The organism is Leptospiraceae bacterium, from assembly GCA_024233835.1.
GTDB lineage: Bacteria > Spirochaetota > Leptospiria > Leptospirales > Leptospiraceae > JACKPC01.
Genome location: JACKPC010000001.1, coordinates 227,806 through 244,275, shown reverse-complemented (window position 1 = coordinate 244,275; position 16,470 = coordinate 227,806). Strand labels below are relative to the sequence as shown.

Sequence of the window (16,470 nt, the reverse complement as noted above, 5' to 3'; positions counted from 1 at the left end):
CTCAAGGTAAGCATAGCGTTTATTACAGTAACGTTTATAAAGATAATTATATAAGAATTTCATGGAAATTGAATGTATTGTACAGGAACCTCTTCTGTGAGCCAGACCCCATTTTCAGAAAGATAAAAACGATAAGCGTCTTTCTGCATACTCCTTGCCATAACCCGTAAAACAACCGGCCTGCCGTGCCTCTGCCCTACTTTCACCGCGGTTTCCGAATCCGGGCTTAAATGAACGTGTTGTCTCTGCATTTTTTTTAAACCCTCCTGTTTTATAGAAGCAAGACTTTTTTCGGAGGTTCCGTGGAATAAAATCTCAGGTGGCGATACTATTTTCAATTCTACGTCCACAGAAATGCTGTGGCCCTGGTTAGCTCGGATTTTCGTTTTGTCCCTGTTGTAGGAATAGCGTTTTTTATTATTGGTTTCTACAATCAAGTCGAGTTCTTCCAAACTCAAGTCTGTTCCGTTTTCTTTTAAGCGGCTTAAAAGTTCTTCTACATCTGCCCAACCGTTTTCATCTAATTGAATACCGATAGTTTCTGGCTTATGACGTAAAATAAGGCTTAAAAATTTACCTATTCTTTCTCTGTCTTTTAGTTTCATCATTTTTCTAAGGAAATAAATCTTTCTTTCCGGCTGAGATCCTGCTTTATCTGAATATTCTTATATCCTAATTCTTTTCCTAGGCCGACAATTTTTTGTATCCAATCCGGGTGAGTTTCCAGGTATAACTTTCCTTCCTCGGAAAGAAAGTTCAGGCTCTCTTCCAACAATCGCTTATGAAAAGCTTCCGGTTCCTGCAAAAAAAGTGCAATATGGGGTTCATAATTTAAAACATCAGGCATAATCTGAGATTTTTCTTCTAAAGGGATATAGGGAGGGTTGGATACAATCACATCAAATTTCTGTTCAGGTATGGAGCGATATAAATCAGATTGAAAAAGCTGAAACTCTTTCTTTTCCTCCACAAGATTTCGCAAATTATTTTTTGTTACCTCAAGAGCTTTCTCTGAAATGTCAGAAAAAGAAAGCTGGAATAGTAACTCTTCTTTCAAAAGAGAAATCCCGATACAACCGGAACCACAACAGAGGTCTAAAACTTTTTTTGCAACCCCCCTGTTCTCTTTTAAAACCCATTCGAGTAGTTCTTCCGTTTCCGGTCTGGGTATTAGCACATTTTCATTGACCTGGAAGTCCCAGTGATAAAAACTCTTTAAACCCGTAATATAGGCCACCGGTTTAAAATTTCCACGAGCCCGAATTTTCTCACGGTATGTATCTTTTTCGAATTCGCTAAGAATCATATCAAATTTGGTATAAAGACTGATTCTATCCATCTTTAAAGTATCGGAGAGTAAGACTTCTGCATCCAGACGGGGGTTTGCGATTCCTTTCTTTGCCAGGTAATCACGGGAGCGGGTGAGAACATATTGTAAGGTATCTTTTTGCATATTATATTATAAAGCTTGTCTAAAATGGTATAAACGCAGTACACTTTCTTAAAAGCCAGGAGTTTTTTTAATCGTAAGCGAGCCATCGGTGGCTCGCTTACTCTCCTGCGTTTATAGTAAACTATTTCATGAAATGCTTAATTGCTCCCCCGTAGTTTACAAAAAATTCCACGAATACGAGACTGGTAATTGCCATCAACTTGATTAAAATATTGATAGCAGGACCTGAGGTATCTTTGAAAGGATCACCTACTGTATCTCCCACCACAGCGGCCTTGTGCTGATCCGAGCCTTTGTTTCCACTGGCTTCGATATGTTTTTTTGCATTATCCCAGGCTCCTCCCGAATTTGCACTGGAGATAGCCAGAACCACACCGGATACTAAAGCCCCGGCGAGAACCCCGGAAAGAGTGGGAATCCCGAAAAGAAACCCTACCATAATCGGTGTAAAAAGAACAAGGACTCCGGGAAGAATCATCTCCCGAAGAGAAGCCGAGGTGGAAATATCCACGCAGCGTTTGTAATCCGGCTTCTCGGTTCCATCCATTAATCCCTTCTTTTCATGGAACTGTCTTCTTACTTCTTCCACCATATCTTTAGCCGCATCTCCCACGGACTTCATGGTTAAGGCAGAAAAAATAAAGGGAGTCATGGCTCCGAATAAAAGACCACCGAAAACAAAAGGGTCTAAAAGTTCAATTTTTGCAAGGCTCAGGTCGTTTGGGTTTACATGTTTTAGACTGAGTCTGGCACGAGTAATAAAGGCAGCAAAAAGAGCGAGAGAAGTCAGGGCAGCCGAGCCAATCGCAAAACCTTTTCCAACAGCTGCGGTTGTATTTCCGGCTGCATCCAGTTTATCAGTTCTATTTCGAACCTCTTTTCCTAACTCAGCCATCTCGGCAATACCGCCTGCATTATCCGAAACCGGGCCATACGCATCAATCGTAAGTCCGATAGCTATCGTAGAGATCATCCCGATAGCAGCTATGGCGATGCCGTACATCCCGGCTATAAGGGTAGAGAAAACAATAGTAACCACCAGCAAAATGACCGGAAGCATGGAACTGTGATAACCCAGGGCCAGACCGTAGATGATGTTTGTCGCAGCTCCGGTATGAGATGCTTCCGAAACTTCTTTCACGGGTTTATAGGAATGAGAAGTGTAGAACTCCGTGATAATTCCGATTAACATACCGGAAAAAAGTCCGAGGATGAGAGAAATATAAACATCCCAGCGGGTAATCGTCTTTCCTTCCAATACAAAAGAATCCACCATCATATACTTCGTTACAAAATACATGATTACAGCCACAAGAATAGTCGAAATCCAGAGTTGATTTTTGAGTACAGATTCTACATTGGCATCATCACTTTTTACCCTGGCAAAAAAGGAAGTAATGATAGAAGCCGGAATTCCAAATGCTGAAATTAAGAGAGGATATAAAAGAGCATCAAAATTTCCGGAAAGAGCCGTGGCTGTGGCTCCGATTACAAGTGCAGCACAGGTGGCTTCAGCAGCCGAACCAAAAAGGTCTGCTCCCATTCCGGCAATGTCTCCTACGTTATCTCCCACGTTGTCGGCAATTGTAGCCGGGTTGCGGGGATCATCTTCCGGGATACCTTTTTCAACTTTTCCCACAAGGTCAGCTCCAACATCAGCTGCTTTTGTGTAAATTCCCCCTCCTACCCGTCCAAAAAGAGCTACAGAAGAACCTCCCAGTCCATACCCGGCAATAGCTTCCATAATAATGCTCAGTTCCGTTTCCGGAAAAAGACCTTTCAGGCTGAGAACAAGAAGGATGAGGCCCAGAATAGCGAGACCGATGAGTCCAAAACCCATAACAGCACCCGAATCAAAAGCTATCCTGAATGCTTCAGATAGATTCGTTTTGGCAGCCTGTGCGGTTCTAACATTTCCCAGGGTGGCAATTCTCATCCCGATGAAGCCACTGGCACAGGAAATCAGAGCTCCGAGGACAAAGGAAATCGCTGTGAAAATCCCCTCGTTGAAATTTGGAGTTTTTTCGTTATCCAATAATAGAACGATTAGAACAGTCATGCAACTGATGAAGATACCGATAACTTTGTATTCCCGAACTAAAAATGCCATAGCACCTTCCGAAATCGCATCGGAGATCTCGATTAATTTCTTAGTTTGAGGGCTATTTTCTTCTCCCTCTCCAATTTTAATCTTAATAACTTTGTTTCGATACAGCAAAGCTGTCAATAATGCCAGAATAGACATGGCAATAATAATATAAGCAGACTGCATTAAAAATTCCTCACTGGTATTTCTTAATTTTATGGATTGACCGACTTAATTAATATGAAAGGCTCAGAGTCAAGTCTAAAAAAAGCCCTTTGCACCTTCATTTTTTTTTTCTATATCTGTACAGGCCTGATTTCTGCCAATGAGAATCGAGAAAAATTTGAAGAAATTCTACAAAAAGCCGAACTTGAACTAAAAAGAAGAGATTCTAAAAAAACTCTCAACCTGCTTTCTCAAGTATCAACTCAAATACCCTTAGCCCTGGAATGGAAGTTTTATCGCCTGAGGGGACTCTCTTATCGTCTGGAGAAAGACTTGCTTCTTGCCGGAGAGGATCTGGAAAAAAGTATCCGACTAAAAAAAGAACAGCCGGACCTGTTTTTGGAACTGGCAAATATTTACCGGGAACTGGCAAGGCCCAAAAAAGAGTTTTCCTTTTTAAAGCTTTATCTCTCTCAAAATAAAAATTCTCCTGAAGAAAGATTCAGAGCTACCCTTTTATCTTCCAGACTCGGAGATAAAAAATATTTTACCTACTCGATTCAGGAAATAAAGCAGTTTGAAATTCCGGAATTTCAAGGAAAATGTCATCCTTCGATAAAACCGGCAAATATGGAAGCCCTGGTTCCGGAACTGAAACGACTGGAAGAGAAGAATCAATGGTTCTGCGTGAGAGAACTGGCAAAATTTTACTTACCTTATTTTCCTCTGCAAAAAGAAATCCACTCCTACATCATTCGCTCCGAACGAAAGTTAAAAGTTCCTTACTCGGAGCAGGAACTCTCCCTGATTCAAAAAGCGTCCCTGTTCCCGGAGATGGAATCCTATTCTTTACAATTGGCTCTTTTTTATAAAAAGAATAAAAAACCGCAGAGAGCTTTGCAGCTTTTTCGAAGAGCCTTTTTACAGACTTTACTGCGCAGGGGCCATACGTTTTCTGCGGAAGTGCTGAGTCCGATTCGCGATTATTATTATCAACAGAGAAGACATACGGACATTCAAGCAATTGATAAAATTTTAGAACTTAGAAAAATGGAAGCCCAAAAGAGACTTGAAGCTCTGGATTCAAACCTTATTCAATTTCATGAAAACCGTGAATTCCTTCTATTCAGTCTTTTTATATTGAAAGAAGAACAAAAACAGAATAAATTTGAAGAAGTTAAAAATAGATTTATAATTAGAGATGAAAAATATGGTATGAGAGAACTTATCGGTGCACTAGGATTATTTAGTTTTAAAGAAGAAGAAAAGCTCTTGAAGTAGATTTTAAGTATATCGCAGACGAGCTATCGGGCAACAACTATGCTTCGGTCCCCGTTCAGCCGGACGCTGTGCTTCGGCGCGCTTTGCTTGCTCAGCAACCACATCCGGCTGGGAAGGGTATAAAGATCTAATTTACGCTTTTTAATAACCAGTCTTTTACTTTACCCGGTACTTCTGCACCACAGTATTCACAACTCAGAGAATCTGATTCAGGTAAAGGTGAACCGCAGCTTATACAACTGTGACCTGCAAATCCCAAAAGCTCGGTTTTTGCTTCTTCCAAAATTATAGTAAAGGTATTTTCTCTGTAATAAGGCTCTGCACCTTTTGTATCAGCGGCACTCCATTTCACCTTCACTTTAGCAATCGCCGAATTTCCGTCCAGCTTTAAACTCTGTGTATCTACAGCACCTACTGCTATATCATAAAAAGGTACCGAAGACTTTGGAAGTTCGGAAAGATAGGTCTCTACTGCATCCCTGCGCAATGGGTCGGGATTTCCTTTCAGGCGTGATTCGGTCCATCTCCAGAAAAGATAAGAAGTCCTATCTTCCACTACCTGCGGGCTGATTCCGGGGTTTACTTTTCTTAACTCGGATAGGCCGGAAACGGAAGAAGATAGGGCAGATTCAGACCATTCCACTGTCTGTGTGATCTCGGATAGCACCCAATCATACTTGCCTGAGTTATAGACGGAACCACAATTTTCACAGCGGTTAGATTGAGCTGACTTGTCAGCCGGTGAGCCGCAGGAAGGACAGCGATTAGAGAATAAGTCTCTACCCGGCACCGTTTTTGCCCCGGCACTTCTCACGAAAGACCAGACTTCTTCATAGGGTTCTACAGAGCAGAAATTTAGCTCTTTTTCTATTTCTTTTTTCGGAGTATCTTTAGGCAGATTGATGTCTCTTGCTTCGGCTCGAAGTAAAACGTGGATGCTTTGCAGAGGAGATTCATCCAGGGAAGTAATAACTTTGAGGGATAATAAGCGATAATCTTTCATGAAGTTTTTCATGCCTTCTTTATCCATGATAGCCAACTGAACCCGGAAACGGTTATAAACTCCTGAAGAAACAAGGCTTCGTACCACAGACATATCTCCTTTTAACCAGGCGGAAGTGAGTTGATTGGAGGTCCATTCAGCTTTCTTGTAGAAGTCATCGAGAGAGAAGTCAGGGTCTGAGCTAAAACTTACAGAGCTGGCCCTGGCCTGAACCAGACCGCTTGTATCAGGAGCTGCATTTTTCTTTCTTTTGAGTATCAGAAAAGCAATCGGTATCCCGATGAGAAGCAGTATAAAAGGAGAGTAGAATAAAAATGGGTTGGTTAATCTGGTATCCTGTAAATTCAATTTTACAAGTTTAAAAAAACTTCCGGAACCCACAGCACCCTCAGGCAATACCAATTTGACTTTCAGGTAATCTCCTTTAGATAAATTTCTCATTAGAAATCTTACTACTGTTCCTTCTTTCAAAATTCTTAGCGGTTTTTTAGAATGCAATTCTCCTTCGATTTTAATATTGGAAGCTTTCACGTTTCCGGGAAGTTGTATATTCACTTCCATTTTTTCGGTGGGGAAATATTCCTGTTTTGGACTTTCCCAGAGAAGCACGGGAGAGGAATCCTCTTCCTTGATATAACCATGAGTTGTAAACATCTTTTTAATAGGATTGCCGGATGCAGTAAACCAATAAAGACTTACATCATAGCTATGATAAAATATCGAAGAAGGTCGAACTGATGTCTTAATTTCGCCGGTTATAATGCTTCTAACTTTAGAGTAATTTCTATATATGGATCGACTAATGGATTCAGCAACAGTTCCGCTACTTTTTAAAAAGTATATGGATTCATCTTCTACATCCACGAAACCACCATCCAGAATGTTTAGATCAATTTTCTTTTTTTCGAGAAAACGATCAAAACCTTTTTCTTTTAAGGAAATACTATCCGGTACAAAGGTATTTTCGGGAAAGCTAATGCTTAAAATCGCATTTTCTTTTGGATCGGTAATGATGGCTTTACCTGTAATTAAACCTTTGCTAATAGTGTAGGTAATCTTATTTTTGAGTTCTTTCCCATCTAATCCGGAAGGGATTACTTTTATTTCTTCCGGGTTTACATTTTCCGGAAACTTAATAGAAAATGTGGTTTCTTTTAAGAGAGTTTTATAACCCGAAGGACTATAAACAGGAACTTTAAATACCGAAGCTTTCGGAATTTCAGGAAGAGGATCATAGTTAGCATATATTATGGAAAAAGTTCCGGGTGTTTTTAGCATCGGCACCGGTATAGAAGTTGATACCGCATAGTTTTTGTTTAAAGATGAATCTTCTTTCGCCGTTTCTGTTTTACCGGAACCTGTATTGAAAATAGTAATCGTATTTCCTGAGTTTTGGGAAGCATTGGGTAAGAGGATAGAATACAAGAAATAGGTATTGGTTTTTGTCGGTATATAACTACTACTAAATTTCTCTTCTGCCTTGAAAGATGAGTCTTTTAGAATCTCCATAGATAGCGAGTAAGAAGTCAGGTCATAGAGTGATACAAAATTATATTGCGGAGCAGAAGAGCCCGAACTATAAGAACCACCCGAAGAATAAGAGCTTCCACTACTTTTATAGGAAGAAGAGGAATTACTTCTGTATGAAGAACCACTACTGCTTTTGTAAGAAGAGCCGCTACTTCGATAAGACGAACTGCTTCTCGAAGAAGAACCGCTACTCGAAGAACGATAACTGCGTCCTCCACCGGGTCTTGAAAAAACTTCAAAATTAAAAAAAATAAAAAGAACTAATAATACAGAATAAACTAATATTCGTTTCATCTTATACTCCTTTATTGTTTCATTCTCTGTGCCAGACCATCTTCACCATTCCTGTAGGAAGCATAAAGAATACAGGAACAGGAATTCCAGGCGCGAGCGGAATCGCTCGGATAGCATTCATAATAAAAACTTCTACCTTTCGCTTCTTTATTATAGCTTACAATGTCACGAAGAATTTCTCCTTTATCTACTCTGGCTCTTTCAGAAGAACTGAGTTTATTTTCTTCGGTTCTTTCTTCCATTAACTTATACAAAACAGCTTTTCCACTAAAAAGGACATTATTAATGCAACTGCTTTTTTTTGTAGCAGGAACCTGGGTTTCGGCTACATAACTTTCTGTATTTGAAAAGAGTTTATAAAATGCTTCTTTCGGATCTCCTTTGCATATTCCATTTTTTATTTGCTCGGGTGAATAGTGCCAGCCTCCGTTTTGGGCTAATTTACGAATTTCTGTATCAGCGGGAGGATTTATTCTTTCACAATCCGGCTTTTTTTTTTCTATGATTACAGTCGTTCCGCAGGAGGTACAGGGAGCGGTTTTCGTTTCCGTATTGCAATTCGAAGTGCAGGGACATTTAAAATTCCTTCTTTCGCAGTCGAATTTTTGTTTCTCAAAAGCAAGTTTCTCTTTATCGAAGGTCAATTTATCTTTTTCAAAAGCGAGTTTTTCTTTTTCAAACTGGCTTGCACAGGATGTAACAAAAAGTATAAAAATAGAAAATAGGATCGTCTTCATTCTCACTCCCAATCAGATTAAGGATCTCAGAAAAAAAACTTTCGTCCAATCCTTTTTTCTTCACTTGTAGAAAAGCTGTAAAAAAATGACTTAGCCTGTAAAAAGAAAAAAGAATTGAAATACACGGTTCTATTTTTATTTCTAAATAAGGAACTAAATATGTCGCAAACAATAGAAGAAAAGAAAAAGCACAGCTTCTGGAATGATTATTTTTTCAATGTGTTCCGGGTCGATCCGAGAGAAATGGCTTCTCTGAACGGGATTCGAGCGATTGCGTTATTTATGCTTTTTTATGCACACCTTTACAGGGGCTATGAGTCCTTTTTAAAACCTGAATTTAGGGACATGAAGGAACCTATCAATTTCTTTATATCCAACTTTTTATTAAATGGTTCATCCTGTCTGGATATGTTTTTTGTTTTAAGCGGATTCCTTATTTCCGGACCCTTATTACGGGAGTTACAAAGAACCGGGACTGTTTCAATAAAGTTTTTTTATATAAAAAGACTTCTCCGAATTTTTCCTCCTTATTATATTTTCCTTCTTATCTGGGGGGGGTATTTTTTACCTAAGTATATAAATTCTCTACCACCGGGGCATGAAACCAAACTTTTCTGGAAAAGTTGGTTAATTAATGATGCTCTTTACCTGAGTAATTATCTGCCTAGGACGGTTGTGCACGGCTGGTCCTTAGCCCTTGAAGAACAATTTTATCTTCTTTTTCCTTTTTTTCTACTGGGAGTCTATCGTTTTATCCCGGAGCGTTATAAACTGAGTTCTCTAATCGGTCTCGCCTTATTGCCCTTACTTTACCGTTTTTATGTAGTCTATGCGCTTATGCCGGAAGGTAATATATCGTATAATACTTATGTATATTATCCCTTTCACGGACACATAGACTCGGTCTTTTACGGAATTATTGCTGCCTATATTTATGACAATCGAAAGCATTGGATTGATTGGTTAATGGAAAGGGTTATTCTCAGGCGAACTCTTCATCTATCCATGTGGTTAAGCATTTTCTTTTATTCTATCTTTGTAAATGAATTTAAACCCGGCTTTTTTTCCCAGGTGATACGCTTCAATATATTCAGTATAGCCTGGGGAGTAATCATGATTTTAACACTCAGAGAAGGCAGCCTGCCACAAAAGATTTTATCCTGGAAGGGTTTCTCTCCCGTAGCAAAACTTTCCTACGGAGCTTACCTTCTTCACCTTGTTGTCATGCAGGTATATACACCAAAGATTTGGAAAAATGCGATTTATACAACTTCCCTGACTTACTGGCATATCCTGGCCTGGTTCTTACCACTCTGCTTTATTACGCTTTTCTATTCGTATATCTTTCATTTATTCGCAGAGCGTCCTTTTATGCTATGGAAAGATAATTTAGTTTTAAAATTCAAAGAGACACTCAAAGCCCAGAAAGAAAAAGAAGAGAATATAGTCTTACGACCAAAATAAATAGCTTTTATAGGCAGGCGAGCCATCGATGGCTCGCTCTTAGTGCGTCCGGCTTTTTATTGTTCTGCACAGAGTAAATGTTTTTGCTGGTTACGGGTGTTCGTAATTCCTGTGGAAATGGAATCGTAGTTTGTTGCATCACTCTGTCCGAACCTGCCTGTAACAAAAGAAGAGCTTGAAGTCCAGTTAACACAGGTGTATAAACCCAATTCCCATTCCCAGCCAGCCCCCCTGAATCCTGTCCAGTATTCCTTTTGAGAGCCCGAGTCAAAAGGAGAAGTGAGATTTCCAAATGTAAAAATTCTCGAAGTATTCGTATCAAAAATATGAGCTGAATCGGAAGCACGGACATAGGTACTACTGGCGTATAGTACCCAGTTATTGGGTGTAGGATTTGCTTCTCTAATTCCTGAGGCAAAAAGAATGGCTTTATAGGTTCCGGTAGAAGGCTTATTGGCATCCGCATTACAGAGGTTGTCTGCACCGGCCGGTCCGTCCCCGGCTCCTCCCTGGGTTTTCAAGTCTCCTGTGTAGGTAGTAGAGGTAACAAACACCCGGTACAGAGTAGAAGCTACCTTTATACTGATGGTGGTATTCGGAGTTCCACCGCTTATAGTAGCTGTAATGGTATAATTTGTGGCTGTTTGAGCGGAACCTGGCGTTCCTGTGATTACGCAACTTGAAGATAAATTTAAACCTGCAGGCAGTGTAGGTGTTGATGAGCAGGCAGTAATTGTTCCTACACCGGTAGGACTGAGAGAATTGATGGCAGTGCCGGCTTTAAATACAAAAGTAGAACCTGTGTAGCTAAAAGAGTTCACGGTAATACTGATGCTGGCTGTAGTGCTTCCTCCTGCATTGCTTGCTGTAATGGTATAAGTTATGGCAGCCTGTACAGTGCTCGGAGTTCCACTTATCGCACAGGTGCTGGCATCGATAGATAATCCGGCCGGAAGAGTGGGGCTGGAAGTACAGGAAGTTACGGTTCCTGTTACCGTCGGTGTCTGGCTTGAAATACTTGCATTTTGTAAAAATGTATAGGGGCTTCCGGTATAAGTCAGGGCCGAGGGAGCAGTTATCCCGTTTACTGTAATGCTGATGCTCGCAGTTGTGCTACCATAAGTATTACTTGCCGTAATGGTATAAGTTGTAGCAGCCTGTGCAGTAGTAGGAGTCCCGCTGATTGCACAGGTGGTCGCATCAATAGATAGTCCATTCGGAAGAGTCGGGTTGGAAGTACAGGAAGTAACGGTTCCTGTTTTTGTCGGAGTCTGGGTAGAAATAGCTGTATTCTGGGTAAAAGTAAAAGGACTTCCTGTATAAGTCAGGGCAGAAGGAGGGTCTGCGTTTATGGTAATTGATAAACCGGCACTGGCAGTATTTCCTACTGAATCGGTAGCCGTAATGGTGTAGCTGCTGGCTACCTGTGTGGCTGTAGGAGTTCCGCTAATTACACAAGCGGAATCAATAGATAATCCCGTCGGAAGAGCGGGGCTGGAAGTACAGGAAGTCACTGTCCCTGTAACTGTTGGTGTCAGGGTAGAAATAGCTGTATTTAAGCTATAGGTATAAGCGGATGCAGAATATGTAATCGTAAAATTGCTACAGCTAATGGATATATTGCTGACATTTGCAGAAGCAATGGTTCCGGAACCGTTGCTCAGGGTACAGAATTGACCTGTAGGTTGTGACGATATGCTTACCTCATAAGTCGATAAATCGTTTAAAGCAGTTGGAAACGTGAAATTCCCATCCGAATTCAGGCTTAAAGAATCTCCCCCATTATTTATTATGACTAAAGTTCCACTCAGACCACTAACAGAACCCCCAACTGTATAAGTAGAGCTGTTCCCTACAATATCACCAACCAGGCTAAGAACTCCTTTGAACTGGGCGCCTTTGGGAGAAGAACAATAGGAAAAAAGAGAAATGATAAAGGAAAGTTGTAAGAATCGATATTTATTTAAAATCATAGGCCTTCTTTCTTAGACAATTCAAGCTGTTTATTTTTTCAAAAAAATCAGTTTGAATAAAATAAATATAAAACTTGATAGATTTTGACAATAAGTTCAAAAATCGGGAGGTTCTACAGATAAACTTAGTGCAAATAAATGATCCGGAAGGACAATCGCTTTTTCAAAATGAATGCCCAACATGCGATTCACTTTTTTTTGAAATTCGTAAGATTTTTCCCAGACAACTGTCCCTTTGAAGGAAATTCTCTCTCCCATAGGAATATGTTGTATGTATCCGGAAAGGGCATCACCCGTACTGACTTCGCATTGTTCCGGCATAATGCAACATAATCCGGTTTCGGAAACATTCCCCATGTGTCCGTTATAAGAATCTCCAAATTCTAATTGAATGAATATATCATAGTCTTTAAAGTCTCTTGGATAGACTCGTATCGAATGTCTGTGATCTTCTGACATAGTAAATAGAATTATCTTTCAGTATACCCTGAATTAGCAAGGATTTATTGAATAGAAAAATATTAAAGTGTTTGACCCTGATTCTGTCTACTGATAATTCTGGCATTCAGATAAGAGTCCCTTCTTGATAAAAAAAACAAAGGCAAGTAATAATGAAGTTCTTTCTCTCAATTTTTTTGATCTATGGTTTCGTTTTGAGCTCTTCTGTATTCGCCGATGAAGCAGAAGATAGTGGAAAACAGGGCCTTCCTTTTCCCATTTCTGAAAAGAAACGCCTAAAAAAGGAAGATGCTGAAAAAAAGGTAGAAGGCTGGTTTCCGACCGGTATGCCTTTTGTCTATTTTGATGCGAATAACGGTTTTGGTTATGGGGGTAGATTGTACCTTATTAATAATAAAGATAGAAAAGACCCCTTTTTTGAATACACCCCCTATCGCCACAGAATTTTCTTTCACTACTCGAATACTACGAAGAATGCTCAGTGGCATTCTATCGATCTGGATTCTCCTTATATTTTCGATACGAAGTTTCGACTTCGCTCCAGTTTTGTGTATGACTCCAATCCGAATAACCTCTTTTTCGGAGTTGGTGAATCCACTCTTACTCCCCTGAGTTATACTGACAGAAACGATCCGGCGGGACACAGGGTGACGAACGCCAAATTTAATAAGACAGAAGAAGCCCTGGCGTATAGAAGACCGGCAAGGGGGTATGAGGCTCAATATGTAGATGATAAGCAAATTAATAGTTTAATCCAGAGTCAAAATCCGGCGTTTCGAACAGGTTATGTAACGGATAAAAAATATTATCGATACGATATGGAATATCCCCAGTTTAACTTTAGTTTGGAAAGGTCTTTCTTTGATGGAATTATGCGGGCTGTTTTTGGCACCCGGCTTTCAAAGGCCAATGTAAAACCCTATGATGGACAAATTTTCGAGGCGAAAGACCCCTATTATGGAAATACGGACATTGCTTTTATGAATGTAAATGTCCCTACTGTACAGGGTACTACTAAATTGACCGAGGATGCAGAAGCTAAAAAAATTAGCGGTTATAATGGGGGATATATAAACTTACTCAGATTTGGACTGGTCTATGATACCAGGGATTTTGAACCCGATCCGAATAAAGGAGTTTTTGCAGAGGTAACCCATGAGAGGGCTGAAAAGGCTATAGGTTCTGACTTTCAGTATAATAAAATGTTTTATTCCGTTCGGGTCTTTTATAGCCCCTTCCCGAAAGTTTTTGAGAAATTTGTTCTGGCCGGAAAACTTTCTTTTGTGAACACAAAAGGAAATGCTCCCTTTTTTGAATACAGAAACATGTGGGGAACTGAAACCAACATTTCCGGTCTGGGTGGAAGAACTACTCTCAGAGGCTATATGCAGGATAGATTTGTAGGACCGGCTATGGGTTTTGGAAACCTGGAAGTGCGCTGGAAATTTTACGAAGTACCGGGTTTTGCCTTCAATCTGGTTCCTTTCTTTGACTTTGGTAGAGTCTGGGATAGGGCTGAGAATGCCAGCCTGAAAGATTATAAATATTCTGCCGGTGTGGGTTTACGGATAGCCTGGAATCAATCCACTATTATCTATGTGGATGTAGCCAGTTCCAGAGAAAACTCCGGTCAGGTTTATATGAACTTTAATCACATTTTTTGAGGTCTATTCATGAAACATTGGAAAAAATTTAGCGTTCTATTTCTTATTGTCTTACTCCATTTCTGTGAAGCGAAACCGGAGAAAACTTTTTACGGAATTCCGGAAGAAGAAAGTAAAACCATTCTTACCGGGGTTATTTTAAATTCATATCTTGAGGATACAGGTCGTGGAACTATAAGAGATAAAAGTCTGGGTATCGAATGGAAGAAATGTACCCAGGGACAGGTATACCGAGCAGCCCAGAATGATTGTCAGGGAGCTACTACAGGTTCGCTCATAACTCCGAATGATAACTACCTGTATTCGGCCACTCCTTTCAATTTTTGTAATCTCGCCACAAATGATTGCAACACCCTTACCATTCCTCAGGTTCTTCGAGAAACAGATATTTCCGCAGGAATTCTGAGTGAGGCTTTTCTTTCCTGTAACACTGATAGAACTGATGGAAAAAGTGATTGGAGAGTAGCTACAACAGCGGAACTTGTAAAATTGGCCAGTGGCGGAAAAACAGCATTGCTTCAATATTTTCCGAATACGGTCAGTCAGTACTACTGGTCATCTAATGCGTATGAGCTGGATCCTTCCGGCCTGACCGGAAGAGCGATCTATTTTGGAGAAGATGATTTTGGCAAAGAAGCCTATTTTCCAAAATCAGATAAATACTACGTTCGTTGTGTAAGGAATTACTAATATCTCAAAAATAAGCTTGCCGCCCTTTGGTACGGTCTGAAGACCTACTAAAGGAACGGCAATCACAGTTCGGTGTTTTCTTATCTATTCAGAAGATTTTGTAGAATTGTATCCTGTCTGGATGGGCTTCTATCTTCTCTATAATCAGTAGAATAATGAAGTCCGCGACTTTCTTTCCGCATCATAGCTGAACGTATAATCAATTCTGCTACCAGGGCAAGGTTTCTCAGATCCAGAAGAGGACCGGTAACAGTAGTTCGATTGTAATAATCCACTACCTCTTTTCCGATTAACTCGATTCTTCTGAGGGCTCTTTCGAGGCGAAGGTTGGAACGAACGATACCCACATAATCATTCATAATCGTCTTAATTTCTTTCAAGTCATGGGAAATAAGTACCCATTCTTCTGTATTCTTTACACCTTCCTTATTCCATTCCGGTATTTCATCGTGTTGCTTTTGAAAGATATTATCATCGGATTTTCCGATAAAGGAAGCGATTCGTGTAGAAAATACCAGACCTTCCAGTAAACTATTGGACGCGAGACGATTTCCTCCATGGACTCCCGTGCTGGCTACTTCTCCGGAGGCAAAAAGATTTCGGATATTTGTTCTTCCCTGTACATCAGTAGTCACTCCCCCGCACATATAATGAGCAGCCGGAACTACAGGAATGGGCTCTTCGGTTATATCTATCCCTAAGGATTTGCAGCGGGAATAGATAGAAGGAAAATTTTGCATAATTTCGGGTTTTGTAATATGGGTTACATCCAGAAATACATTGGGCCAGCCGCCTTTCTTGAGTTCATTATCTATAGCACGGGCGACAATATCACGGGGAGCAAGGTCTTTCATGGAATGGTATTCGCTCATAAAAGCTTCTCCATTTGGCCTTCTTAAAATTCCACCTTTTCCCCGAACAGCTTCCGAAATTAAAAAGGAATCTCCATCTTTATGGTAAAGGGAGGTCGGATGAAACTGGTAAAACTCCATATTCTTTACAACAGCACCCGCTCTAAATGCACAGGCTACTCCATCACCTGTGGCAATGGTTGGATTCGTTGTATGTAAATACGTCTGTCCTGCACCGCCGGTTGCCAGTATGGTTTTTTTTGCAAGAATAGGTAAAACCTCTCCTTTCTTAGTATTTAACACATAAGCACCATAGCAGGTTATATCAGAATCTGTATTATTTTTCAGGTGGTGACCGGTAATTAAGTCCACACAGTTATGGTGTTCGAGTAATTTTATATTGGAATTGGCTTTAATTACAGTAAGAAGGGTAAGTTCGATTTCTCGACCGGTTCTGTCATAAGCATGGACAATACGCTTTTTCCGGTGTCCACCTTCCAGACCGAGATCCAGGTTTCCTTCACTATCTTTATTAAAGGGAACACCCAGCTCTAAAAGTTCTTTAACACAGCCCGGACCTTCCTGAACCAGAATTCGTGTTGCTTCTATATCACAGAGTCCGGCTCCGGCTTCAAGGGTATCTTTCAGGTGTATCTCAGGGTCATCGGTACTGGAAAATACGGAGGCTACGCCACCCTGGGCGTAGTAAGTATTGGATTCATAGTCGAATTCTTTGGTAATAATCGTGACTTCCCCGTAGCGAGAAAGTTTGTAGGCACAAAACATTCCCGCGACACCGCTTCCGATTACGAGGAAGTCT

General features: G+C 40.4%; 12 protein-coding genes. 4 read left to right on the top strand and 8 right to left on the bottom strand.

The window, feature by feature from the left end:
• Positions 1-59: 59 nt before the first annotated feature.
• The 3 genes from H7A25_01120 to H7A25_01110 all read right to left on the bottom strand — a co-directional run bounded on the left by H7A25_01120 (position 60) and on the right by H7A25_01110 (position 3,725).
• Positions 60-605, bottom strand: coding sequence for an RNA 2'-phosphotransferase (locus tag H7A25_01120; GenBank protein MCP5498476.1), 546 nt, complete (start codon positions 603-605; stop codon positions 60-62).
• Positions 605-1,453 carry a peptide chain release factor N(5)-glutamine methyltransferase gene (gene prmC, locus H7A25_01115; protein ID MCP5498475.1) on the bottom strand — a complete coding sequence of 283 codons (849 nt, stop codon included), beginning with the start codon at positions 1,451-1,453 and terminating at the stop codon, positions 605-607. The genes H7A25_01120 and prmC overlap by 1 nt, the downstream gene beginning before the upstream one ends.
• A 121-nt stretch (positions 1,454-1,574) precedes the next feature.
• Positions 1,575-3,725, bottom strand: coding sequence for a V-type H(+)-translocating pyrophosphatase (locus tag H7A25_01110; protein ID MCP5498474.1), 2,151 nt, complete (start codon positions 3,723-3,725; stop codon positions 1,575-1,577).
• A gap of 54 nt (positions 3,726-3,779) precedes the next feature.
• Here H7A25_01110 and H7A25_01105 point away from each other — a divergent pair, with 54 nt between their 5' ends.
• The gene (locus H7A25_01105) at positions 3,780-4,985 is read left to right on the top strand and encodes a hypothetical protein (GenBank protein ID MCP5498473.1); all 1,206 of its coding nucleotides are present in this window, start codon (positions 3,780-3,782) and stop codon (positions 4,983-4,985) included.
• A gap of 127 nt (positions 4,986-5,112) precedes the next feature.
• On the opposite strand, the gene H7A25_01100 is transcribed toward H7A25_01105, so the two are convergent.
• Together H7A25_01100 and H7A25_01095 are read right to left on the bottom strand one after the other, a co-directional pair.
• Positions 5,113-7,812, bottom strand: a complete 2,700-nt coding sequence (locus tag H7A25_01100) for a TIM44-like domain-containing protein (GenBank protein MCP5498472.1) — start codon at positions 7,810-7,812, stop codon at positions 5,113-5,115.
• An 11-nt stretch (positions 7,813-7,823) separates the two neighbouring features.
• Positions 7,824-8,549 (bottom strand): hypothetical protein, encoded by a 726-nt coding sequence (locus tag H7A25_01095; protein MCP5498471.1) that lies wholly within the window; start codon positions 8,547-8,549, stop codon positions 7,824-7,826.
• A 159-nt stretch (positions 8,550-8,708) separates the two neighbouring features.
• On the opposite strand from H7A25_01095, the gene H7A25_01090 reads away from it, so the two are divergent.
• The gene (locus H7A25_01090; protein MCP5498470.1) at positions 8,709-10,013 is read left to right on the top strand and encodes an acyltransferase; all 1,305 of its coding nucleotides are present in this window, start codon (positions 8,709-8,711) and stop codon (positions 10,011-10,013) included.
• 56 nt (positions 10,014-10,069) lie between these two features.
• On the opposite strand, the gene H7A25_01085 is transcribed toward H7A25_01090, so the two are convergent.
• Together H7A25_01085 and H7A25_01080 are read right to left on the bottom strand one after the other, a co-directional pair.
• The gene (locus H7A25_01085) at positions 10,070-11,986 is read right to left on the bottom strand and encodes a DUF1554 domain-containing protein (protein MCP5498469.1); all 1,917 of its coding nucleotides are present in this window, start codon (positions 11,984-11,986) and stop codon (positions 10,070-10,072) included.
• Positions 11,987-12,082: 96 nt separating this feature from the next.
• Complete coding sequence (locus H7A25_01080) at positions 12,083-12,445, bottom strand: PilZ domain-containing protein (protein ID MCP5498468.1); 363 nt, start codon at positions 12,443-12,445, stop codon at positions 12,083-12,085.
• Between the two features lie 152 nt (positions 12,446-12,597).
• On the opposite strand from H7A25_01080, the gene H7A25_01075 reads away from it, so the two are divergent.
• Positions 12,598-14,109: a BamA/TamA family outer membrane protein gene (locus tag H7A25_01075; protein MCP5498467.1), complete on the top strand. Its 1,512-nt coding sequence runs from the start codon at positions 12,598-12,600 to the stop codon at positions 14,107-14,109.
• 9 nt (positions 14,110-14,118) lie between these two features.
• A complete protein-coding gene (locus H7A25_01070) occupies positions 14,119-14,799 on the top strand; it encodes a DUF1566 domain-containing protein (GenBank protein MCP5498466.1) in 681 nt (226 codons plus the stop codon).
• An 80-nt stretch (positions 14,800-14,879) separates the two neighbouring features.
• Here the strand turns inward: H7A25_01070 and nadB are convergent, their stop codons facing one another.
• Positions 14,880-16,436 carry an L-aspartate oxidase gene (nadB, locus tag H7A25_01065; GenBank protein ID MCP5498465.1) on the bottom strand — a complete coding sequence of 519 codons (1,557 nt, stop codon included), beginning with the start codon at positions 16,434-16,436 and terminating at the stop codon, positions 14,880-14,882.
• Between the last annotated feature and the right edge of the window lie 34 nt (positions 16,437-16,470).